The organism is Nocardioides sp. GXQ0305 (assembly GCF_050880345.1).
Taxonomy (GTDB): Bacteria; Actinomycetota; Actinomycetes; order Propionibacteriales; family Nocardioidaceae; genus Nocardioides.
Window position 1 is genome coordinate 399,699 of sequence record NZ_JBNYXG010000002.1, and the last position, 22,594, is coordinate 422,292.

20 protein-coding genes are annotated in these 22,594 nt (G+C 70.1%); 10 read left to right on the forward strand and 10 right to left on the reverse strand.

From position 1 onward, the window contains the following. Window positions 1-303 precede the first annotated feature (303 nt). The 4 genes from ACQ1X7_RS06740 to ACQ1X7_RS06755 all read left to right on the forward strand — a co-directional run bounded on the left by ACQ1X7_RS06740 (window position 304) and on the right by ACQ1X7_RS06755 (window position 4,933). Entirely contained in the window at window positions 304-1,086 is a 783-nt protein-coding gene (locus ACQ1X7_RS06740; protein WP_432477400.1) for a hypothetical protein, read from the forward strand. Window positions 1,087-1,254: 168 nt separating this feature from the next. Further along, entirely contained in the window at window positions 1,255-3,129 is a 1,875-nt protein-coding gene (locus ACQ1X7_RS06745; RefSeq protein WP_432477401.1) for an AAA family ATPase, read from the forward strand. A 125-nt stretch (window positions 3,130-3,254) separates the two neighbouring features. After that, window positions 3,255-4,328 (forward strand): McrC family protein, encoded by a 1,074-nt coding sequence (locus ACQ1X7_RS06750; protein ID WP_432477751.1) that lies wholly within the window; start codon window positions 3,255-3,257, stop codon window positions 4,326-4,328. Window positions 4,329-4,576: 248 nt separating this feature from the next. After that, a complete protein-coding gene (locus ACQ1X7_RS06755; RefSeq protein ID WP_432477402.1) occupies window positions 4,577-4,933 on the forward strand; it encodes a YciI family protein in 357 nt (118 codons plus the stop codon). 15 nt (window positions 4,934-4,948) lie between these two features. Here ACQ1X7_RS06755 and ACQ1X7_RS06760 read toward each other — a convergent pair whose 3' ends face one another. After that, on the reverse strand, window positions 4,949-7,084 hold the full coding sequence (locus tag ACQ1X7_RS06760) for an AGE family epimerase/isomerase (RefSeq protein WP_432477403.1): 2,136 nt from the start codon (window positions 7,082-7,084) through the stop codon (window positions 4,949-4,951). Between the two features lie 195 nt (window positions 7,085-7,279). Between ACQ1X7_RS06760 and ACQ1X7_RS06765 the strand changes: the two genes are divergently transcribed. Both ACQ1X7_RS06765 and ACQ1X7_RS06770 read left to right on the forward strand, forming a co-directional pair. Continuing rightward, on the forward strand, window positions 7,280-9,325 hold the full coding sequence (locus ACQ1X7_RS06765; protein ID WP_432477404.1) for a phosphoadenylyl-sulfate reductase: 2,046 nt from the start codon (window positions 7,280-7,282) through the stop codon (window positions 9,323-9,325). Beyond that, complete coding sequence (locus ACQ1X7_RS06770; RefSeq protein ID WP_432477405.1) at window positions 9,325-10,044, forward strand: sulfotransferase family protein; 720 nt, start codon at window positions 9,325-9,327, stop codon at window positions 10,042-10,044. Before ACQ1X7_RS06765 ends, ACQ1X7_RS06770 begins: the two co-directional genes overlap by 1 nt. On the opposite strand, the gene ACQ1X7_RS06775 is transcribed toward ACQ1X7_RS06770, so the two are convergent. The 7 genes from ACQ1X7_RS06775 to ACQ1X7_RS06805 form a co-directional block, all read right to left on the reverse strand. Next, window positions 10,029-10,430: a hypothetical protein gene (locus ACQ1X7_RS06775; RefSeq protein WP_432477406.1), complete on the reverse strand. Its 402-nt coding sequence runs from the start codon at window positions 10,428-10,430 to the stop codon at window positions 10,029-10,031. The two genes, ACQ1X7_RS06770 and ACQ1X7_RS06775, sit on opposite strands and share 16 nt — an antisense overlap. After that, window positions 10,427-10,663, reverse strand: a complete 237-nt coding sequence (locus tag ACQ1X7_RS06780; RefSeq protein WP_432477407.1) for a hypothetical protein — start codon at window positions 10,661-10,663, stop codon at window positions 10,427-10,429. The genes ACQ1X7_RS06775 and ACQ1X7_RS06780 overlap by 4 nt, the downstream gene beginning before the upstream one ends. Before the next feature lie 57 nt (window positions 10,664-10,720). After that, the gene (locus tag ACQ1X7_RS06785) at window positions 10,721-11,842 is read right to left on the reverse strand and encodes a glycosyltransferase family 2 protein (RefSeq protein ID WP_432477408.1); all 1,122 of its coding nucleotides are present in this window, start codon (window positions 11,840-11,842) and stop codon (window positions 10,721-10,723) included. Continuing rightward, window positions 11,839-12,975, reverse strand: a complete 1,137-nt coding sequence (locus tag ACQ1X7_RS06790) for a hypothetical protein (RefSeq protein ID WP_432477409.1) — start codon at window positions 12,973-12,975, stop codon at window positions 11,839-11,841. The genes ACQ1X7_RS06785 and ACQ1X7_RS06790 overlap by 4 nt, the downstream gene beginning before the upstream one ends. Next, window positions 12,972-13,901, reverse strand: coding sequence for an NAD-dependent epimerase/dehydratase family protein (locus ACQ1X7_RS06795; RefSeq protein ID WP_432477410.1), 930 nt, complete (start codon window positions 13,899-13,901; stop codon window positions 12,972-12,974). The genes ACQ1X7_RS06790 and ACQ1X7_RS06795 overlap by 4 nt, the downstream gene beginning before the upstream one ends. 77 nt (window positions 13,902-13,978) lie before the next feature. Then, window positions 13,979-14,740: a glycosyltransferase family A protein gene (locus ACQ1X7_RS06800; protein WP_432477411.1), complete on the reverse strand. Its 762-nt coding sequence runs from the start codon at window positions 14,738-14,740 to the stop codon at window positions 13,979-13,981. Next, a complete protein-coding gene (locus ACQ1X7_RS06805) occupies window positions 14,733-16,442 on the reverse strand; it encodes a hypothetical protein (RefSeq protein WP_432477412.1) in 1,710 nt (569 codons plus the stop codon). The genes ACQ1X7_RS06800 and ACQ1X7_RS06805 overlap by 8 nt, the downstream gene beginning before the upstream one ends. 312 nt (window positions 16,443-16,754) lie before the next feature. Here ACQ1X7_RS06805 and ACQ1X7_RS06810 point away from each other — a divergent pair, with 312 nt between their 5' ends. After that, on the forward strand, window positions 16,755-17,873 hold the full coding sequence (locus ACQ1X7_RS06810; protein ID WP_432477413.1) for a glycosyltransferase family 2 protein: 1,119 nt from the start codon (window positions 16,755-16,757) through the stop codon (window positions 17,871-17,873). 280 nt (window positions 17,874-18,153) lie between these two features. Here ACQ1X7_RS06810 and ACQ1X7_RS06815 read toward each other — a convergent pair whose 3' ends face one another. Then, window positions 18,154-18,624: a GNAT family N-acetyltransferase gene (locus ACQ1X7_RS06815; protein ID WP_432477414.1), complete on the reverse strand. Its 471-nt coding sequence runs from the start codon at window positions 18,622-18,624 to the stop codon at window positions 18,154-18,156. Between the two features lie 33 nt (window positions 18,625-18,657). On the opposite strand from ACQ1X7_RS06815, the gene ACQ1X7_RS06820 reads away from it, so the two are divergent. The 3 genes from ACQ1X7_RS06820 to ACQ1X7_RS06830 all read left to right on the forward strand — a co-directional run bounded on the left by ACQ1X7_RS06820 (window position 18,658) and on the right by ACQ1X7_RS06830 (window position 21,689). Beyond that, window positions 18,658-19,194, forward strand: a complete 537-nt coding sequence (locus tag ACQ1X7_RS06820; RefSeq protein ID WP_432477415.1) for a hypothetical protein — start codon at window positions 18,658-18,660, stop codon at window positions 19,192-19,194. A 69-nt stretch (window positions 19,195-19,263) separates the two neighbouring features. Continuing rightward, window positions 19,264-20,004: a YcnI family copper-binding membrane protein gene (locus ACQ1X7_RS06825; RefSeq protein WP_432477416.1), complete on the forward strand. Its 741-nt coding sequence runs from the start codon at window positions 19,264-19,266 to the stop codon at window positions 20,002-20,004. Continuing rightward, on the forward strand, window positions 20,001-21,689 hold the full coding sequence (locus ACQ1X7_RS06830; protein WP_432477417.1) for a copper resistance protein CopC: 1,689 nt from the start codon (window positions 20,001-20,003) through the stop codon (window positions 21,687-21,689). Before ACQ1X7_RS06825 ends, ACQ1X7_RS06830 begins: the two co-directional genes overlap by 4 nt. Here the strand turns inward: ACQ1X7_RS06830 and ACQ1X7_RS06835 are convergent, their stop codons facing one another. Then, window positions 21,690-22,523 carry a hypothetical protein gene (locus ACQ1X7_RS06835; RefSeq protein WP_432477418.1) on the reverse strand — a complete coding sequence of 278 codons (834 nt, stop codon included), beginning with the start codon at window positions 22,521-22,523 and terminating at the stop codon, window positions 21,690-21,692. Between the last annotated feature and the right edge of the window lie 71 nt (window positions 22,524-22,594).

A 22,594-nucleotide genomic window follows, 5' to 3' on the forward strand; every position in this document is an offset into this window, starting at 1 on the left:
CTGCAAGACCTGTGGAGCGCTCGTGAAACGCACACTCCTTTGCTTCTTCCCGAAGAGTTGCATGAAGCTGCCTGGACCGGGCTGCTAGCCACCCCCCGCATGGCGGCCTCTCTCTCCCCCGATGTGGACTTCGACTTTGAGAAGCACTGGGGCTTCCCTCACGAGCCACTTCTCGTACGAAGGCTTGGGCTGGCGTCCGTGTTTACGCCCCCGGGTGAATTCCTCACCACGAGTGGAGTGTCGGCTTCGCGGGCGGCGGCTTCGGCAGTACTCACCCTTCGGCTCTCCACGGATCGTTCTCGTGTGGAACGTGCACACCTGGAGACGGAGTGGCATGACTCCGCGCTAGGGCTTCTCAGCGCGCTGGAGCGGCTGCAAGCCATGACGGTGTCGCCACCCCCCAAGTCGGAGCAACGGCACCGTGCAACTCTGCTGGTTCACCCAAGCGTTTCCCGCGAACTGACCGTCGATGATCGGGTCCGGTTGACCGTTGTAGCCGGCATCCTGGACACCGACCTGCAAGTTGTTGATCGGTTGGTGCTGGACTCGCGCACGGTTGCTCGGCGCGTCGCCGATTCGGCACGCCTGTTGTTGGCCGTCGGGCCCGTCGATATCTCCACCTCCGAACTCATCTCACGACATCGGTCGGCCGGCCACGATCGAGTCGCTCGAATCGTACGTCCGTCACGGATCCGAGCAGTGACGGACGAGATCGCCGAAGCGCTGCTCGCGATGGCGGGCATCAGCGCCGCACTGATGCCGGTGCTGCCGCCGAGCGATGCCCGGAAGACGCGCAGGGCCCGCCCGGAGATGCCATTCCCCCGCGCCTCACAGTGCCGGCACCTCGGTACGAGCCGCGTCTACGTCGAGGATCCTGAGACCGGACTGTGGTGGACCCGGGACGATGATCGGCATGCCGACTCAATCTTCAAGACATATGTCCGCGCCAACGAGACGCTGGTGCACGAGGCCGACCGCAGCGAGTCCGGCGAGACCATTGTGAACAAGCACAAGGGCCCGAGTGGTGAGGTGATCGCCCTCGCAAGTTGTCACCGCTGCAACAAGCCTGACAAGCATCGCAAGTAGCGGCCCACTCATAAGAGCTACCTGCCGGTCTGCCCTCGCGGCGGCAAACAGCGCGTCAATCTTGGATGGTCCTCGGCGATCATCTCGTGCAGGGTGTCGGGAACTGTCGGATCATTCTCAACAGATTCGCTTCAGGCGAGATGACCGACCGAAGCCGAAGGAGATCCCGTGTCCCAAGTGACGCGCCGCCGTATAGGTGAGATCCAACGTGCCATCTTCCAAGTTCTAGCCAACGAGCCTCAAGGGCTGCAGGTGCAGGAAGTCCTACAGCGGGCCGAGACGTTGTGCCCTCCGACACCATTCGAGAACGAGGACTACCCCAATCAACCGGGCGTGCGTCGCTACCCCAAGATGCAGCGCTTCTCGACGATCACGTCGGTCAAGGCCGGCTGGCTGGTGAAACAACAGGGCACTTGGTGGCTCACCGACGCGGGCCGGGAAGCGCTCTCGACGTATACCAATCCGGTCGAGTTCGAGCAGGAGGCAATCAAGGGCTATCAGGCGTGGAAGGCCGAACAACCGGTCGCCGAGTTCGACGCTATCGAAGAGGCGGAGGACGCCGACGCCGCACGCCTAGAAGCATTCAGCCAAGAACGTGCTCAGGGCGCCTGGTTGGTCCGCGGGGCGAACGTCAGCGGAACCAGTGTGCTGGGGCGCTGGTTCAAGGAAGGGTATTGCTCCATCCAGTGGGCGGAACTGCCAGAGATTGCCCCGAAAACAGCGCGGTCGGAGATCGCCAAGCTGGTCAAGCAATACCTGCCGGATGCAACAGCCGTGAGTCAGGGCTTGTCCGTGGGCATCCTCAACCGGTTTCTCAACGAGATGAACGTCGGCGACCTGGTCGTAACCGTCGATGGTCCGCGTGTCTACGTCGGCGAGGTCGCCGGAGAGCCGACCTACACGGGCGAGAAGCTAGTCACGCGGCAACGGGCAGTCTCGTGGAAGAACGTCGAGAACCCGTTCCTCAGGTCCGACCTACCCTCCGACGCCGCGGATGGCTTGCGTGGACAGCTCACGCTCAGCGATCTCTCCGCACACCTCGCCGACTTCGCTGCGCTGGCAGGAATCGAGATCGGTCTGCCGGGGATTCCGCTCCCCGACGCAGTGGTTCCCGAGCCCGACCAAGGGTTGGCGGACAAGCTCATGATGCCGCTGCCCTGGCTCCGGGAGACTGTGGATCTGTTGAATGACAAGCGCCAGATCGTGCTCTATGGGCCGCCGGGCACAGGAAAGACCTACCTCGCGCAGGAATTGTGCAAGGCACTGGTCGAGACGGCCGGAGGCGAGTATGAGGTCGTTCAATTCCACCCCTCATATGCATACGAGGACTTCTTCGAGGGACTTCGTCCGCGGCTTCAACAGGACGGCTCCGGTAGTGTCGCGTTCGACCTGGTCCATGGGCCGCTGCGCAGGATGGCGGCCCGCGCCGCGGAGAACCCCGCTTCGCCCTACGTGCTCATCATCGACGAGATCAATCGCGCGAACCTGGCCAAGGTGTTCGGGGAGCTCTACTTCCTGCTGGAGTACCGGGGTACGTCCGTAGCTCTTCAATACTCCGACGAGGCGTTCTCCCTTCCGCGCAATCTGTACATCATCGGCACCATGAACACCGCCGATCGATCGATCGCGCTGGTGGATGCCGCCATGCGTCGGAGGTTCTACTTCCAGGGGCTGTTCCCAACCGCGCCGCCAGTTGCAGGACTGTTGGGACGATGGCTGAGCCGCCATGCTCTTCCCGCAGAGGCGGCGGCGCTGCTGACAGAGTTGAACACATCGATCGGTGACCCCGACTTCGCAATTGGTCCGTCGTACTTGATGTCCAAGCGGATTGCGGAACCGGGCGGCCTGGACCGGATCTGGCAAACCGCGATTCTGCCGTTGTTGGCCGAGCACTACTTCGGGGAAGGACGTGACATCACCGCGGAGTTCGGGCTCACAACTCTGCGCAGCCGACTCACTCCAATAGCCGATGGCCCCGAGGTGGATTCGGTCGAAGCAGGCACTGTCCACAGCGGTGGCTCCGACATGTCAGATCAGCCGTGACCACAGTTGAGGTAGCGGCCTGGGAGACGGCCGAAGTACGCGACCTGTCTGTCGAGCAGGCTCGTGCGCTCTCAGCGACACGCGCAGTCACGGTGGCGCCTAGCCTCACAGCCGGAAGGTGGACCGTGAGTGCTGGTCCATGGGTCGGTGTCCTGCGAGCCGCAGACGTTGAGGTACGCGTGAGGCCGCGGATCACGATCGCCCGCCTGATGTATCTGCTCGGTTATGCACAAGACCCGCGAGCGTGGCGCGACGACCCCGTGGCGCTCGACGACCAACCGGACCTTTGGCCCGCGATGGCGCAAGTGTTCCTCCGGCGCGCAGAGGACGCCCTCAAGCGGGGGTTGCTTCAGGGCTACCGGACCGAGGAGTCTCACCAAATGGTCATGCGCGGACGACTCCGAGAATCGGACCAACTGCGCCGCCGGGCGGGGCTACCGGTTCCGTTGGAGGTGCGATTCGACGAGTACGACGTGGACATCGCCGAGAACCAAATCGTCCGTGCTGCGGTCGAACGCTTGCTGCGTGTACCGGGGCTGGGAAGCGGCCTGACCCGACGCCTTCGCCACCTGCTGGGGCGCATGGTGGACGTGCGACGTCTGGTACCGGGCCAAGCGGTGCCAGCTACTCCGTTCACCAGGCTCAACGCGCACTATCAACCAGCGCTCACACTCGCCCGAATGGTGCTGCGGAGCCGATCTGTCGACGTGCTCGACGCCGGTGTCCGTGCCACAGGCTTCCTAGTGAACATGAACACCGTTTTCGAGGAGTTCGTGACGACGGCACTCAGCCAAGCCCTCGTGCCATGTGGAGGACGCTGCGTCCCGCAGGACCAGCGATACCGGCTCGACCAAGCAGGTCTCATCCAAATGAGGCCTGATCTTGTCCGGTACGGGGCTGACGGGAGAGTGCAGGCGGTCGTCGACGCGAAGTACAAGGTCGAGAAGCCGGCCGGTTACCCCAACGCCGACGTGTACCAGTTGCTCGCCTACTGCACGGCAACCCGACTAAAGGTAGGTCACATCGTCTATGCCCAAGGAGAAGCCGAGACTGACGAGGTGGTGGTCCGAAACGCTGATGTACTGATCCGCCGGCATGCCCTGGACCTCGGGCTCTCGGTAGCCTCGCTACAGGCACAGGTTGCCGATCTCGCTCAGGAAATCGCGACTAATCAGGCACCGAATGGCGTCGCTGTTTGAACCGTAAGCTGCTCATGGCTCCGCCAGTGGCGGTCATCCACCCTCATCGCTAGACGACGGAATGACGTACTGATCCCAATTACTGCGTCGAGAACCATCAGCAGTACCTGGCCAAGAACCCGTTCGGCTACCGTTGCCACGCCAACACGGGCGTGAAGTTCCCCGCCTGACCCTGTCGTGTCGGCGGGTCGCGGTTCGTGGCATGGGTGAGGGTGGACATCGGGTCCGCCCGAGCCGAAGGAGCAGCCATGGCCGAGTACCTCCTCTACTTCAACCAGCAGTGGGTGGGTGACCACACCGAGGAGTGGTTCCGCTCGCGCGCCCCGCTCGCGATGGCGGCCGTCGAGGAGATGAAGGCGGCGGGCGTCTACGTCTTCGCCGGCGGGCTGGAGCAGGAGTGGCCGGTCCACAGCGTCGACCCCACCGGGGACGAGGTGCTGGTCACCGACGGGCCGTACTCCGAGACCAAGGAGTGGCTGGGCGGCTTCGCCGTCGTCGACGTTCCCGACGACGAGGCGGCGACGATGTGGGCGGGCAGGATCGCGGAGGCGTGCGGATGGCCGCACGAGGTACGCCGGTTCGCGCCCGTCCCCCAGGTCGACTGACGCCGCCGGCCCGGCTCAGGGCTTCGGGTCCCGCGGCACGGTGCAGGTGGCGGTCTCCGTGGTCGCGTTGCCGGCCGCGTCGGTCACGGTGGCCGTGATCGTGTACACCCGTCCGTCGCCCGCGCGGTCCCGCACCGCCCGGAGCTTCACCAACCCGTCGTCGACCACGATGTCCCAGGGTCGGGTCGCCTCGTCGGCCGTGACCACGACGTCCACGTCGGCGACCCCCGAGAGGTCGTCGGAGCTCGACCGCAGGTCGGCGACGGTCACCAGCTCCCTGGGCGGTCCGAGGCGGCACGGCTGGTTCGGCATGCCGTCGACGGTCGGTGCGGTGCGGTCCAGCCGCACCCCGATCGTCCGGGCCTCCTCGGTGTTGCCCAGGCGGTCCACGGCGGCGTACGTCACCTCGTAGTCGCCCTGCGCGGAGAACGGCAGCGAGAGCGTGTCACCCGGCGTGATCGAGGCCTCCGGGGCTGCGGCGCCGGTGAGGTCGCGCACCTGCACGCGCAGCTCGCGCACGCCGACCCCGGCGTCGGTCGCGGTCAGGTCCAGCGACACCGGGGCGCGGTGCCACCCGGCGTCGTTGGCGGCCGGTTCGACCGTCGCCTGCGTCACGGGTGCCAGGACGTCGTCCGGTGGCGGGTAGAGCGGGTCGGGCACCTCGTCGAGCCCCGACAGCTCGACGGTCACGTGGCGGTGACCGGGCAGCAGGTCCACCGGCGCACCGACGACGCGGTGCTCGGTGGTGGCGTCGAACCAGTAGGGCTCCGCCTCGGCGGTCAGCGCGGTCGCCCCGGGCAGCGCGTAGTGGAGCTCGGCCGGCCGGCCCTCCATCGCCCGCCCGTGGAGGTACATCACGAGGGTGTGCTCGAACGCGTGGTACATGTTCTTCCCGCGCCCGGACTTCTCCAGGTTGGCCAGGGCCGGGTCCCGCGTCGGCCGCTGCCAGACCTCGTAGGGGTACGCCGGGTCGACGAAGGCGTCGAACCAGCCCTGGGCGCTGGTCTCCAGCCAGTCGCTCCGCGCGAAGTCCTCCCGGAGGTCCAGCGCCGCCAGCGTCTGGTCGGCCTCGTTGTGCATCCACCACGGGCTGTCGAGCTCGTTGTCGCCGGGCGTGAAGCTGTTCAGGTCGGCGTGCCACCGGGCAGCGGGAGCGTCCCAGGCCCGCTCGAGCATCGCGTCCCGGTCGGCGGCCAGGTCGCTCCAGGGCCGGTCCGGGAACACCTGGTTGGCGTTGTGGATCATCTCGTGGGTCTTGATGGTGATGCCGAAGTCGGTCTGGTTCGCCTCGTGCACCTGCCGGTCAGGGGCGGACCGGCCCCAGAACCACCACGTCTCGGGGGTCGCGGTGTTGCGGTGCAGGTCGAGGAGGACGTCGGTCACGGTCCGCAGGTCGTCCCGGAACTGCACCCGCCGCGCCTGATCGGTGAGGAGGTCGGCGTTGGGCAGCAGCAGGGCGGTGGCCGGGACGAGCAGGTTGGTGATGTCGAAGCCGTTGTTCCCGATCATCTGGGTGCTCATGTCGAAGCTCATGGCGTCGACCAGCGCGTCGGAGTCGGGCGCGGCGTACGTGTCGAAGATCAGGTCGCGGACGCCCAGCAGGCCGCGCTCCGCCCAGGGGTCGCGGGTGACGTTGAAGTACATCCCGTAGGCCAGGCCGAGCGAGGCCAGGTCGAAGATCGGCTTGTCGGCGCGTGGCGCGCGGGGCGCCCCCGTGTCGGTCAGGTCGCGGTACCACCCCTCGTAGGTCTCGTCGTACGCGTTCTCCTCGATCCACTGCAGCCCGGCCCGGGCGTACTCGAGGTACTTCTCCTCGCCCGTCAGGTGGAAGGCCACGCTGTAGCCGTAGACACCCCGGGCGAGGGTCGAGACACCCCGCCAGGTGCCGCGCTCGGGGTCGAGCTCCCCCTGGGGGTCGCGCCAGGTCGGGAAGTTGCCGAGCGGATCCCCCAGCGCGACCGGCATCTCCCAGTACGGCAGCAGGTCCTCGCGCAGGTGCCGGAGCCAGGTGTCGCCCGCCAGCACCTCCGGCACCGGCCGGTCCGCCGCGGACGGGACGGACGCCGCCGCCGGCCCGCCGCCCGTGGTCCCCGAGCCCGCCGCCACCGCGGCCATGGTCGCCGCCGCCGCCAGGAACGTCCGTACCGTCATGACCCCTCCCAGGCCGGACCGTTCCGGGCGACGGCCGACCCCTCAGCGTGCGACAGCGGCCGTGGCCTCCGCCATCGGCACAAGTACGTACCCGCAGGCGACGCGCAGGGGACCGGCACCCCGTCTGAGCAGGGACGACGCAGTGTTAGCATCGCGGCCATCAGGGGGGAGCCGCCACCAGAGGGAGTCGTACGGATGCGCTACGACGACGCGCTGTCCTCGACGCTGGACCTCCTCCGGACCATCGCCGACGACCACTCCCCCGCGGTCCTCGCCAACGCGTTCGGGCCCGAGAGCATGGTGATGACCGACCTGATCGCCGAGCACGGGCTGGCGATCGACATCTTCAGCATCGACACCGGCCGGCTGCCCGAGGACACCCACGCCCTCGCCCACAGCGTCCACCGCCGCTACGGGTCGGTGATCAGGATGGTGAGCCCCGACCCGGACGAGATCGCCGCGTGGACCTCCCAGCACGGCCAGAACGGCTTCTACGACGCCATCGAACGGCGGCACGAGTGCTGCGGGATCCGCAAGATCAACCCGCTGCGCCGTACCCTCGCCGGCTACCGCGCCTGGCTGACGGGGCTGCGCCGCGAGCAGTCGGCCACCCGTCGTGACCTCGACGTCCAGAGCTGGGACGACGGGTACGGGCTGGAGAAGTTCAACCCCATGCTCGAGTGGACGACCGAGCAGGTCTGGGACTACATCCGCGACCACCGGGTGCCCTACAACAAGCTGCACGACCGGGGCTACACCAGCATCGGCTGCGCCCCCTGCACCCGGGCCACCTCGCCGGGCGAGGACCCCCGTGCCGGCCGGTGGTGGTGGGAGCTCGACACGGCCAAGGAGTGCGGGATCCACCTCGACCCGACGACCGGCCGGATGCAGCGCAGCAGCACGGCGCCGCCCCCCGGGGAACCGGCTCCGGCGCCCTCGATTCCCACGACCGACACCTCCACTGGCACGATCACCCGAGGCCAGCCGCTCGACGCGGCCGGCACGCACCACGAAGGGAAGACAATGCGGGTACTCATTCTGGGCGGCGACGGCTTCTGCGGCTGGCCCACGGCACTCCACCTGTCCGCGCAGGGGCACGAGGTCGCCATCGTCGACAACCTGTCGCGCCGCAAGATCGACATCGAGCTCGAGTGCGAGTCCCTCACGCCGATCCGCCCCATGGGCGAGCGGCTGCGCGCCTGGAAGGAGGTGTCCGGCCAGGACATCGCCTTCCACGACATCGACGTGGCCATCAACTACCAGCGGCTCCTCGACCTGCTCGAGGACTGGCGTCCCGACGCCCTGGTGCACTTCGCCGAGCAGCGCGCGGCGCCGTACTCCATGAAGAGCAGCCGGCACAAGCGCTACACCGTCAGCAACAACCTGAACGCGACCAACAACGTGCTGGCCGCGGTGGTCGAGAGCGGGCTCGACATCCACGTCGCCCACCTCGGGACGATGGGGGTCTACGGCTACGGCACGGCCGGCATGAAGATCCCGGAGGGGTACCTGCAGGTCAAGGTGCCGACCGACGAGGGCCTGGTCGACCAGGAGATCCTCTACCCCGCCAACCCGGGCAGCATCTACCACATGACGAAGACCCAGGACCAGCTGCTCTTCGCCTACTACAACAAGAACGACCACGTCCGGGTCACCGACCTCCACCAGGGGATCGTCTGGGGCACCCAGACGGCGGAGACCAAGCGCGACGAGCGGCTGATCAACCGCTTCGACTACGACGGCGACTACGGCACGGTGCTCAACCGGTTCCTGATGCAGGCGGCCGTCGACTACCCGCTGACCGTCCACGGCACGGGCGGCCAGACCCGCGCGTTCATCCACATCCAGGACACCGTCAAGTGCATCCAGCTGGCGCTGGAGAACCCGCCAGAGCAGGGTGACCGGGTCGCGATCTTCAACCAGATGACCGAGACCCACCGGGTCCGCGAGCTGGCGAAGATGATCTCCGACCGCACCGGCGTCGAGGTGGCCAACCTCCCCAACCCGCGCAACGAGGCGGACGAGAACGAGCTCCACGTCGCCAACGACCGGTTCCTCCACCTCGGCCTGAACCCCATCACGCTCAGCGACGGGCTGATGGAGGAGGTCACCGAGATCACCAAGAAGTACGCCGACCGGTGCGACCAGAGCAAGATCCCGTGCGTCTCGGTGTGGAGCGCCGACTCGGCGGCCGCCCAGGCCACCGCCCACGAGAGCGGCACCCCCACCGGGGTCGGTTGATGCCGAAGCCGGGCCGGGTGAACCGGAAGGCGTTGCGGCAGCTCTCCCCGAACCGCAACCTCGGCATCGCCATCCGGCCGCTGCCCGAGTTCAACATCGTCTACGTCAAGAACCCGAAGGCCGCCTGTTCGACGCTCCTGGTCTGGCTGGACCGGATGCACACCCGCGACTACGAGCACGAGTTCGCCAACGTCCACGTGGAGCACCGGCTGCCCTACGCCCGCGACGTGGGGTGGGGGAAGGTGTCGCGGATGCTCTCCGGCTCCGCCTACCGGTTCACCTTCGTGCGCAACCCGGTGCGCCGGTTCGAGTCGGCGTACTGGGACAAGGTCGTTCCCGAGGGACGGTGGCGGGACGAGATCCGGGCTGTCCTCGGGCTGTCGTCGGACGACGGCAAGCCGTTGACCTTCGAGCAGTTCCTCGACGCGGTCGAGCAGCAGGACCCGGTCACCGAGATGAACCCCCACTGGCGGCCGCAGCACCTCAACCTCTGGCACCCCCTGATCACCTACGACCGCGTCGGTCGACTCGAGAGCTTCGACCAGGACCTGGAGCAGATCCGCGAGGAGGCCGGTCTCCCGCACGTCCCGCTCCAGGTGCGGAACCGGTCGAAGAAGCGGCGTGGCGGACCTGTCTACGAGGACCGCCCAGACCTCGTCCGGAGGGTGGAGGAGCTCTACGCCGAGGACATGGAGATCTACGGCTACGAGAAGTCGTAGGAGAACGCCCGCAGGTCCCGCTCGGACACACGGGTGACCTTGTCGCGCATGGCCGGCGTGTAGACGCTGCGGTAGTCGAGGTGGTCCGGGGCGGCGTTGACGCGACCCACGTCGGCGGGGTCCTCGAGCCCGATCCGGGCGATCACGGCACGCATGTCCGCCTCGAAGGTCTCCTGACGGCCGATGAAGTCCGCGATCCGGCCCTTGCTCTGCAGGTACGAGACCTGGGGCCACCCGACGGTGGGGATCTCGTCGAGCCCCCGCAGGACGAAGGTCTCGAAGTGCGGGTGGTCGCGGATGACGGTCTGCCACAGGGTGTTCCGGTCGATCCGGCGGGCGGCCTCCTCGTCCCCCTCGAGGGCAGCGTCCCTGAGGCGGATGATCATCGAGTGCCACGACAGCAGACGGGCCAGGGGTTCCGGACGAAGCCGAAGATCCAGTAGTGGGCCAGGCCGGGGTTGTTCTTGAGGATCCGGCGGAGCCGGGCGTGGCGTCCGGCTCCGCCGGTCCTGACGCCACGCCCGTCGGGCAGCGCCGCGCGCAGGTAGGCGTCGATCGTGGAGCCACCGGTCTTCTGGACGTGCACGAAGACGACGCGTGCTTCGTCGGAGACCATCACGGCGGAGACCCTACTCGGAGCGCCTCCCCGGGAGAGCGGCCCTCCCCGCGCTGAGGCTCACGGGCGCGCCACCTGCTGAGCGTCGTCCCGGCGGCGGAACCGCTCGAGCGTACGTCGGACGTTCTGGACGGCCGGGTCGGCGCCGGACGTGGCCATCCGCCCCGCGGCCGCCTCGAGCTCCGCGGCCGCTTGCTCGGGGGTGCCTCCGTCGTTGAAGACGTGCTTGTCCGCCGGCATCAGCGCCTCGAGCAGCCGCTCGATCTGGTGGACGTCGGCCGTCGGGAGCGGGCGCGGCCGGTAGCCGCGGGAGGGCGGCGGACGCAGCAGCCCCAGCGTCTGGAGCATGTCCTCGTCGTCGCGCACACGACGGTCGAAGAGCTGCTCGATGAGCTCCTGACGCCGGCGGTCGCTCAGGGCCTGGTGGTGGTAGAGCGCGTGCAGCGCGATCCCGACGTTCTTTCGCTCGTCGCGGTGCGTCCGGAGGTGGGCGGTCTCGGGTGCGTAGTCCCTCCACCGGCGGACGAAGTCGTCGAGGCTGTGCGACTCGTAGTGGAGCACGTAGAGGTCGGGGGCGTAGTGGGCGAGGCCCTTGCCGGTCTCGTCCTGGGCTGAGTGCACCTTCATCCGGATCCGCAGGTCGGGGCGGATCGCGGGCTTCCCCTCCTGGTGGCCGCGGAAGTAGTAGGCGAGGTCGGGCTCGGAGATGACGCCCAGAGACGCGAGCGCCGCCAGCTCGCCCGGGGAGGCCCGGGTCTTGAACAGGGTCGGCTCGTCGTCGGGCCAGGTCCTCCGGCTCACGGCCTCCAGGACGGACAGCCGCACCGCCCGCGACTCGTGGGCGGCGAGGGCGTCCCGGTCGACGGAGACGGCCTCGTCGGAGTCGATGGTCACCAGCCACCGCACGGGAGGCACTGTGGCCAGGACGGTGTTGGCGAGGTTCATGTTGATCCGGAGCCGGTCGGACACGCGCGGCGGCCGGGCGCCGTTCCAGTACTTGGGTCCGGTCCGGACCACGGAGACGTGCGGGTGCTCCTCGAGCAGCTGCCGCACGGGTGGGTTCTGGCCGTCGAGGAACACCATCAGGTGGTCGACCCCGCCGGCGAGGTTGCGCGCCACGAAGCGCTCGACCTGGTCCGGGTCGGCCTTCAGCGTGGTGACGGCGACGATGGCGTCGTTCATGCTCCCCCCCTTGCTGGTGAGCGCTCGGGCTGCAGGGACCGCCGGGCGTCCTCGCACAGCGTGATCACCTGGTCCACGTAGCCGATCGTCTCCGGACCGGATGGCGGGCTGGTCGTCGACGGCCGTGGAGCCGAGCCGAACCGGAACCCGGGGACCGGCGCGTCGAACCACTCGGCCTCGATCCGTTCGTTGATCGGACGACACATGGCCTGGATCTCCTCCCTGGCCTCCGACGACATCAGCTCGATGTCGCCCCTCGGCGCGACGTCGTAGATCGATCGCGCGACCCGGGTGCGGGTGTCGCGGTCCTCCAGGCGGTAGGAGTTGAGGATCCGCAGCCCCAGGGTGTCGATGGACCGCACGCTGTCGTAGCGCGGCACCGAGACGGACCCGAGGCCGTCGAGGACGGGGCCGCGCACACCGGCGACCTCGAGGAGGCCGCGGCAGATGGCCGTCCCGTCGGGCAGGTCGTCGTAGGAGAGGGCGTGGAAGTTCTCGGGGCCGACCAGGTCGCGCCAGGGCGTGAACCGGGTGTGGAAGTCGAGCATCGGGAACGCGGTCTGCCGGAGGTAGTCGTCGAAGGTGCGGGTCTCGAACCCGACGTACTGGTCGACGACCTGCTTGTAGTAGCTCTCGATCCAGTCGTCCTGCCGCCGCAGCACGAGGGCCACCTTGACCGTGCCGAAGTCACGGAACCGGGCGAGGAACCGCTCCGGCTTCGGGGTGTCGTGCACGCGGGTGAACTCCTCGGAGGAGACCAGGACGGTCGAGGTGCCCTCGCCCAGCTCCTCGAGGAGCCGGGCCCGGAGGGCACGCTGGCCCCCGCGGCGGGAGAAGAGTGCCTGGCCCGACCCGGCACCCTCGCGGGTGCCGCTCGAGCCCTTGTCGACGATGCCGGTCACGGGATAGAGCAGGCCCTCGCGCGCCAGGTCGTCGCGCCGCGCGGCCAGCACCCCCTGCACGTACGACGAGGCGGTCTTGTGGAGGCCGATGTGGAGGACCAGGGTCGCGCCCTTCGCCCGCTCGGCGAGCTCCGGGTCCACCGGGTCGGGACGCGGCCTGCTGGTGGGCGCGGGTCCGGTCGGCCGGTCCGCGGCACGCGGGCCGAACCTGGACCGGACCCCGCGCCTCATGGAGTCCCCGCGGCGGGCTGGGCGCGGAACCAGTCCCAAGTGAGCCGCAGCCCCTCCTCGAGCGGGGTGCTCGGGTCGTAGCCGAAGCCGGCCCGCGCCTTGTCGACCTGGCACCACGTGTCACGCACCTCGCCGGCCCGGAAGTCGACGTAGTCGACCTCGATCGGGAGCCCGGTGACGGTGCGCATGCTCGCGAGCAGGTCGTTGAGCGTCGTGCCGTGGCCGCTGCCGAGCTGGTAGGGGCCGGTGACGTCGCTCAGCATGGCGACCCGGATCGCCTCGACCAGGTCCCCCACGTAGAGGTAGTCGCGGGTCTGCGAGCCGTCGCCGTAGACCGTGGGCCGCTCACCGGACAGCACCTGCTTGAAGAAGTGGGCGACGACCGAGCCCTTGTGGAAGGAACGCGGGCCGTAGATGTTGGAGAACCGCAGCGCGCAGCTGCTGAGGTCGTAGGAGCTGGCGTAGGCGCTCAGGTACCCCTCGAGCATCAGCTTGGAGGCGCCGTACGGGGAGGTCGGCATCGGTGCCATCTCCTCGTGCACGGGCGGCTCCACCTCGCCGAGGATCGCTCCGCCGGTCGAGGCGGCCACCACCCGACCGACGCCCAGCTCGCGACACGCGTTGAGCAGGTTGAAGGTGCCGACGACGTTGTTGTCGAAGTTGTGGGTCGGGTCGACGATGCTGTCCATCACCCGGGTGTCGGCGGCGAGGTGCACCACGGCGTCCTGGCCGTGGAGCGCCTCCCGGAGGTCGTCGGCGCTGCGCAGGTCGCCCGCCACGAAGCGCACCCGGTCGAGGTCGAGGTGACGGCGGTCCCCGAGCGACTCGTTGTCGAGCACGGTCACCGCCAGGTCGTGGTCGGTGAGATGCGTCGCCAGGTGCCGTCCGATGAACCCGGCGCCGCCGGTGATCAGGACCTTCTTCATGGGTGCGATCTTCCTCCTCCGGGGGTGGGTCAGGTGTGCGTCACCCTAGCCATGTGCGGGCCCCGCCCCGCGCGCGGTCAGGCACGCCCGCCACCGCCCCGCGCCAGGTCCCGGACGCGGTCGATCAGCATCTCCGGGACGGATCGGACCAGGGAGCGCCGCTGCTTGCTCTCGACCATCAGCGAGTAGTCGCGCCTCCGCTTGAAGATGATCGTGTCGGGCGCCACGACGTGCTTCCAGCCGCGCGACATGGTCTCGATGGCGAACTGCCAGTCCTGGAAGGAGAGCCCGTTCGGGATGTCGCGGTGCACGTAGGGCACCTCGAGGTGGGCCTCGCGCGGCGCCATGCACAGGGAGTCGTAGCAGTTGCGGAGGTAGAGGAAGTAGGGCGTGAAGAGCGGCGAGTCCTGGTCGACGTTGTGCAGCACCGCCCGGACCCCGTCGAAGATCATGTTCACCTCGGGGTGGGCGATCGCCCGCTCCCCCCTCTCCCCGGCCGCGTCGAGCAGGGCGATCCCCTCGACCAGCCAGTTCTCGCTGAACAGGTCGTCCGCGTCGAGGAACGCGATGTAGCGACCGTCCACCTCGGGCACCAGCGCGTTGCGGACCCGGCCGAGGTCGCCCTCGCCCATCACCCGCCGCTCCCAGTGGTCGAACGCCGGCTGGTGGAAGTACGCCGTGGTCTCGTCGGTGGCCTTGTCCAGCGCCACGACGGCCTGGACGGCGTACCCGGCATCCCGCGCGGCCGCCACCGCCAGGTCGGCGGACCGCATGGTCGGTCCGCACACCAGCGTCTCGTCGTGGACCGTCACGATCAGGGTCAGGTCGACCTCAGCCATCGGCGCGCTCCGTCCCGGACTCGTCGTGCCGCAGCAGGATCCCGGCCACCCGGTCGGCGAAGGCCCGGCCGTCCCGCTCGGCCAGCATCCGTTCCCGGAGTCTCCCGGCCCGTCGTCGTGCCGCCTCCGGGTCGGCGAGCACCTCCCGGATCGCGCGTTCGTACGCGTCGGCCGCCGCGTCCTCGTCGAGCGGGAACGAGTCGTCGCGACCCAGGACCTCGCTGGTACCCCCGACGCTGGTACCGACGATCGGGACGCCCGTCATCGCCACGTGCAGCAGGGAGGACGGCACCGCGTCCCACGCGGCGGTGTGCAGCCAGAGGTCCGCCTCCCCGAGCGGCAGCGTCGAGACGGCGGCGCCCCCTCCCCGGACGACGTTGGGCGGCACGTCGAGGTCCGCGGGGGGCGGTCCGGGTGCCCACAGGCGGAAGTCCACGTCGGGCATCCGGCGGGCGAGGTCGAGCACCAGCCCGGCCCGGCGCTGACGTCCCCAGCCACCCAGCCAGAAGACCTGCGGACGACGGTCCGGGGCACGACCGGGCTCACCCGCCACCGCGATGTCGGTATCGACCGGGGTGGGCAGCACGTGGATGCGCTCGCGGTCGTCCGGCGGGACCTGGTAGGTCTCGATGAGGTGGCCCGCGTAGAACTCGTTGTCGACGAGGAGACCGGCCAGTCGCTCGAACGTGCGGTACACGTAGTGGCCCGCCCATCCGTCCCACGTGCCCATCGCGGTCTGGGTGCTGCCGCTCAGGCAGAGGAACAGCCGCTCCGAGGCGGTCAGCGCGTTGGCGTACGTGCGCAGGGAACGGAACAGCAGCCGGGACCGGATGTTGACCAGGGCGTCGGCCCGGAAGGTCCGCAGCAGCGTGACCAGCACCTGCTGGGCGGCTTCGTCCTCCGGGTTGTCCTCGTCGTTCGGGATCTCCGCCACGAGCTTCGCGAGGTCGACCTCCCGCACTCCCTCGGGATGCCGAGGTGGCGGGTCGTCGACGCTCGCGTCGGTGTACACCACCACGATGTCGCTCGGGTCGATGTGCCGGGCGAGGGCGTGGGTGAGGTGTCCCTCCAACCCCAGGTCGGGGTCGCGTCGGGCCTGGTTGACCACGAGCACGACGCGTGCCCGACGGAACCCGGCCGCCTCGTGGGCACGGTGCAGGGCGGACATGCCGGTCACGACGGCGGGGCTGGTGAGTGGCATCAGCATCGGCCGCGTGATGGCCGGCCACGCCGCGCCGACCAGGGGCTCGAGCTCGGAGGCCTTCGCCACCATCTCCCCGAGCCGCCCGGTCTTGAGCCGTTGCTGCAGGTCCCGACGGCGGGCGACCACGCGTTCGGTGACCTCGCCGGGTGTCAGGCCGAGCACCGGTGCGATCAGGTCGATCCTCGGCACGGGGTCACCGAGCTCGCCGGCGTCCTTCCCGTGCTTCAGCCACCACAGGTACGGGCTCCGCTCGCCCGACTCCGCCCATTCCGGGTGCTGGCGCAGGTAGTTCAGCATCGAGAAGTCGGGGTGCGGGCTCAGCTGGTCGGCCTCGCCGTGCTCGAGGAAGTGCTCCACCAGGTCGACGTCCGGCCGCGTCAGCAGCTCGCGGTTGCGCAGCAGGTAGTGGAGCGCGTCGAAGTGGTCGTGCACCAGGTCGTAGTCCGGGTCCACGCCGACCCGCATCTGCCGTCGGGCGCGGTAGACCGCCTCCTCCATGACGGGTCCGATGTGCGTGACCTCGCGCGGGACCTCGGGTGCGCGGCCCGCGACCGGTCGTCGCCGTGACCGACGCGGTAGCCGCCGGTACGCGCGCCCTGCCAGGCGCCTGGCCCGGGAGGCCTGCTCCTTTGCCAGCCCCACTAGCCACCTCCGTCGACATCGATGCGCCGAGAGTGCCGACCTCGTCGATTGGCGCAGACTCACTGCTTGGCTCCGCCACTCTAACGACGGTTTCGGCCGCAGGAGCGCCCGGCACTCCTCGCGCATGCCGCCCGGGAACGACCCGGCCCCCGAAGATATGTTGGCGGCATGAGGTTGCTGCGACGCCGGGCACCACTGCTGGGCGTCGTGGTGCCGGTCTACAACGTCGAGAAGTTCCTTCCGGCGTGCCTGGACAGCCTGCTGGACCAGACCCATCGCGACCTCGACGTGGTGGTCGTCGACGACGGCTCCCCGGATCGCAGCGGCGAGATCGCCGAGCAGTACGCCGCCCGCGATCGCCGGGTCCGGGTCGTGCACACCGAGAACCGCGGCCTGGGAGCAGCCCGCAACGAGGGCCTGCGACACGTCCGCGGGGACCTGCTGGCCTTCTTCGACAGCGACGACGTGCTACCTCCGGGTGCCTACGCGTTGCTGCGCGACACCCTCGCCGAGAGTGGCTCGGACTTCGTGACGGCCAGCTTCGTGCGCTGGGAGAACGGCGGGTACCTCGAGCCGCGCTGGATGCGCCGACTGCACCGGGAGCGCCGCCTGGGGATCACCGCCGAGGACCACCCCGAGATCCTCGGCGACGTGTTCGCGTGGGACAAGATGTTCCGACGCGACTTCTGGGACCGCGCCGACCTCCGCTGGCCGGAGTCGACGCGCTACGAGGACCAGCCGACGACGACCGCGGCCTACCTGCGCGGACGCTTCGACGTCATCCCCGACCACGTCGTCCACTGGCGGATCCACCCCCAGGTCACCGCTGCCACCAAGCACCGCGCGTCCGAGGTGAACCTGCGCGACCGCTTCGAGACGAAGCGGATGGCACTGGCGGTGGTGCGCGCCGAGGGGTCCGCCACGATCGAGCAGACGTTCCTGGAGCGGGTCCTGCCAGGTGACATGTGGCGGCACTTCCTCGTCATCCCCGAGGCGAGCGAGGAGTGGTGGGACCTGCTGGTGTCGGGTGTCCGCGAGTTCTGGGGCTCCGACTCCCTGGTGAACTCGGGCTTGCCCCCGGTCCACCGGCTGTGCGGCTGGCTGGTCGAGCAGGGACGGCGCGACGAGGCTGCTGCCCTGATGTCCCACGTCGCCGCCCACCCGGCCCCGCTGCCCCGGGCGACCGACCCCGCGACAGGCGCCGTGCGGCTCGACGTGCCGGACGGGCTGGTCGACCTGGCCACCGTCGACCCCGCCGCGCTGGCGCTCCGGCCCCACGAGCTCTGAAGCGGATCACCGGTGGCGAGGTTGCGCTGCAACCCGCCTCGATATCACCTGTGTGCGCGAGGGGTGCGACGTGCGCCGACAGCAACTGTCCTGCCCATGGTGGTTTCGAGACGGGCCTGAAGGCCCTCCTCAACCACCGGTCTGCGTGAGTTCGCCGGGCACCCGGTCGAGCACCCGGAGATCGAACGGTGGTTGAGGAGGTTGCGCAGCAACCGTCTCGAAACCACCACGACCCGACGACCCGCCACGGGTGGTCTCGAGACGGGCCCGACGGCCCTCCTCAACCACCGCCGGGCCCACCGAGCGACTTGGCGAACCACACGTCGGCGTCGGTGTTGCCGTTGTAGTCGGGCACCCGCCGGTAGCCCCGGGACTCGTAGAGGCCCACAGCCGCCGTGAGCGTGCTGTTGGTGTCCAGCAGGGACTCGGTCCGGCCGGCGGCGCGGATCAGGTCCTCGAGGTGGGCGAGCAGGGCCGCGGCGACGCCCTGCCCGCGCGCCGCGGGAGCGACCCACATCCGCTTGATCTCGCCCCGGTCGGCGTCGAGGAACTGCACCGCCCCGCAGGCGAGCGGCTCCTCGTCGGTCCCGGAGACCACGAACGCCCCCTGGGGCGGGACGTACGCCGCCGCCGCGTCGGTCACGGCCGAGCCGGGCTCGAAGCCGAACGCCGCCCCGATCTCGTCGAAGTAGTGGCCGAGCGCCCGCTGGGCGGCCGGCGAGGCCGGGTCGACGACGCGGAACTCGTGCACGCGCCCATCGTGACACCTGACATGATGTCGCCCGTGAGGGTCGAGCTGCGACGGGCCCGGCACGCCGGGTGGCGTGCGCTGGTGGCGACCGTGCTGGTGATGTCGGGGGCGACCGCCGCCCACGGCTGGGCCGGCGGCCACGTCCCCGCCTGGCCGGGACTGCTCCTGCTCGGAGGCGTCGTGCTCGGTGCCAGCACACTCCTCTTCCGGGGCGTGATGTCGCCGCGGCTGCTGCTGCCGGCCGTCCTCGCCGCGCAGGCCGGTCTCCACACCTCGTTCGTCTCGATGTCCGACCACGCCGCCCACACCGCCGCCGCCGCCGCCCCGTCGCCGTGGTCCGGCCGGATGCTGCTGGCCCACACCGCGGTGGCCCTGCTGACGCTCCTGGTGTGGCGGCTGTGCGAGCGGGCGGCGGTGGCGATCGTCCGGGTGCTCGACCAGACCACGCCGTACGTCGTGGGCCGGGTACGCCGGCGCTCCGCGACCCTGTGGCACGACGCGGCCACCACGGCCGCCGTCCTGCTGACCGCACCACGCCGGGGACCTCCGGTGGTGGCCCGCCACGCCTGACCTCCGGTGACCCGGGGTCGCGTGGCACGCAGCCATCCGTCAGACACCCCTCACCCTGGAGGAACCCGTATGTCCAGCCACACCCTCGCGCGTCCGCTCGTCCGGGCCGGCGCGCCCCTGGCGGCCCTGGCGGCCGTCGCCCTGATGGCCGCCCCGGCCAGTGCCCACGTCACCGGGACGCCGTCGGAGACCGCCGCCGGCGCCTACACCGTGCTCACCATGAGCGTGCCGCACGGGTGCGACGGCTCGCCGACCACCGAGATCGAGATCCAGGTGCCGGAGCCGATCCTGTCGGTGACCCCGACCCGCAACCCGTTCTACGACGTCCAGGTCAACATGCAGAAGCTGGACGAGCCGGTCGCCGACGGCCACGGTGGCGAGTACACCGAGCGCGTCGGCACGGTCGTCTACACCGCGAACGAGCCGCTGCCCGAGGGGCAGCGCGACACCATGGAGCTCTCGTTCCAGATCCCCGAGGACATGGCCGGGGAGATGCTGGCGTTCCCGACGGTCCAGACCTGCGAGAAGGGCGAGACCGGCTGGGTCGAGGTGCCCGAGGAGGGCCAGAGCGCCGAGGAGCTCGAGTCTCCCGCGCCGAGCTTCGAGGTGACCGAGGCCTCCGAGGAGGGTCACCACGGTGACGAGGCCTCCGCCGAGGAGGCGTCCGACGAGTCCGCGGAGGCGACGACCGAGACGCAGGAGGCCTCGACCGAGGACTCCAGCATGCTCGGCTGGACCGGCGTCGTGCTCGGCGCGCTCGGCCTCCTGGTGGGCGGCGTGGCCCTGGCGAGGAGCCGGAAGTCCGCGTGACCCCTTCCGGTCCGGGACGGCGGCGGCGGGCCCTCCGGCTCGCCGCCACCGGCCTGGTCGCGCTGTGCGCGGTGCTCGCCGTGGCCGCACCGGCCGCTGCCCACGCGCAGCTGATCAGCACCGACCCGGTCGACGGCGCGGTGCTGGAGCAGGCCCCCTCGGAGGTCACGATGACCTTCAACGAGCCCGTCCGGCTCACCGAGCGTGAGATCACCGTCTACGACGCCGACGGCAACGAGATGGCCTCGGAGGCCAGCTCGACCGGCTCCGACGTCGTCGTGGGCCTCCCGGACACCGACTCGATGGAGCGCGGCACCTACGTGGTCGCGTGGTTCGTGCTGTCCACCGACGGCCACCCCATCTCGGGGTCGTTGACCTTCTCGGTGGGCGAACGCAGTGCCTCCGTGGCCGAGCCGCCGCCAGCTCCCACCTCGTCCGGCGTGGTGACGGCCGTCCTGGGCGTGCTCGGCGTGGTGATGTACGTCGGGCTGCTGGTCGCAGCGGGTCTGGCCGCGTTCGTCGCGCTGGTCCTGCCGTGGAAGTTCCGCGTCGAGGCGGCCCGCCGGCGGGTGCGCACGGTGGCACGGGTCGCCGCCGTGGCAGCGGTGGTGGGAGCGGTGCTGCTGGTGCCGGTGGCGGCGGCGTACGCCGAGGGCGCCGAGCTCGTCGACCTCCTCGGCGGGTTCGACCCGAGCCTCGTGGCCGACGAGATGGTCTCGGCGCTGCTGCTGACGGCAGGGCTCGCCGTGGTGTGGGTGACCCTCACCGACGCCCACCCGGAGCCTGCCCAGCAGCGGCTGCTGCTGTGCGGCGCCGGGGTGGCGGCGATCTCCCCTGCCCTGGTCGGCCACACCCGCTCCTACGAGCCGCGAGCCCTGCTGCTGGTCTCCGACATGGTCCACCTGCTGGCGGGGTCGGTCTGGCTCGGCGGGCTGGTCGGGCTGGCGCTGACCGCGCGTGCCCTCGCCCGCCGCGAGCGCCTGGCCGCCGAGACGCTCGCGCGGTTCTCGCTGCTGGCGGGCGGGCTGCTGGTGACGGTCGCCGCGGCCGGAGCGGTCCTGGGCTGGCGGATCCTGGGCTCGTGGTCGGCGTTCGTCGACACCCGCTACGGCGTGCTGCTGCTGGTCAAGATCGGGCTGGCGCTCGTGATCGCGGCGATCGGCGGCTGGAACCGGTTCGTCGTCCTGCCGCGGGTGGTCGGCGCCGCGGGCCACGACGACCGCACCCGCACGGCAGGCACGCTCACCCGGACCGTCGCACTCGAGGCGTCCGTGATCGTGGTCCTGCTCGGCGTCACCGGCTTCCTGGTCAACCAGTCGCCGCGACCCGCCCCGGTCGAGGTGGCCGCAGGTCAGACGGGGATCGCCGAGGGATCGGTCGGGGAGATCGAGGTCTTCGCGGGGCTGACGCCGCGGCGGCAGGGGCAGAACACGCTGCTGGTGCAGCTGCAGGACGGCGCAGGCGAACCGGTCACGCTCGCTCGCGCCCCCGTGGTCGCGGTGCGCTCCGGCGACGTCGACCTGGGCGAGGTGGAGCTCGTCGAGACCGGGGCGGGCACCTACGAAGCTCGGGTGGTGCTGCCGCGGGCAGGCGAGTGGGAGGTCCAGGTCGGGCTCAGGGTCAGCCGCTTCGAGAGCCCCGTGACGACCATGACCATCGACGTACCCGCCACCGGCGAGGACTGATCAGGCCCCGGCCGAGTCGGTGACGGTGACGGGGACGGGGACGGCGTGCAGGAACCCGTCCACCCGCACCTGGAGGAACATCAGGTAGTCCCCCGGTTCCTCGATCTCGGTGTGGAAGGTGAGCTCGGTGCCCTGGTCGGTCGGACGCGGCTGGCTGAGGGGGTGCAGGTGGACCATCGAGCCGTCGTCGCGGTCGAAGCCGGTCACGTGGCCGTAGGTGCCGAGGTAGGTCCCGACCCGGACCGGGCGCTCCCGGTCGTCGCGGACCCGCAGCACCAGCCGTCCGTCCGGCCCAGCGACGGGGTCGCGCACCACCTCGACCTGGAGCATCGGGTCGGTCGCCACCACCTCCGCGTCCGGACCGGACACCGGCACCGACTCCCCCAGGATGACGTGGTCCCCGTTGCCGCCGGGGTCCCGCGCGACGAACTCCGCGATCACGCGGTAGTCGCCCGCCGCGGGCAGCGACACCGGTGCGGTCCAGGTGCCGTCGTCGGCCATCGTCGGGTGCAGGTGGCGGAAGACGTCGAGGTCCTCGCGCACGACGTAGAGGTGGAGGTCCTTGGTGAGCTCCTCGACGTACTTCGTGACGGTCCGGCCGCGGAAGTCCTCGATGCGGAAGCGCACCTCGCCGGTCTCCCCGGCCGGCCCGTCGATCTCGACGTCGCGCAGGCGGTAGCCGACCTCGGTCGCCTGGGTGCCGTCGCCGACCGGCAGCGAGACCTGGATGCCGCCCGCGTGGGAGTGCCCGCCCGCGGGGGTGCTGGCGTCGCCCGAGCAGCCCGTCAGCAGGAGCAGCAGGGCGGCCGAGGCGGGACCGAGAAGGCGCCACATGCCCGCCATTGTGCCGGGCGGCCGGTCGCCGCCGCCGAGGGCGTCCTGCTGCGGTCCCCACCGGCGTCGGT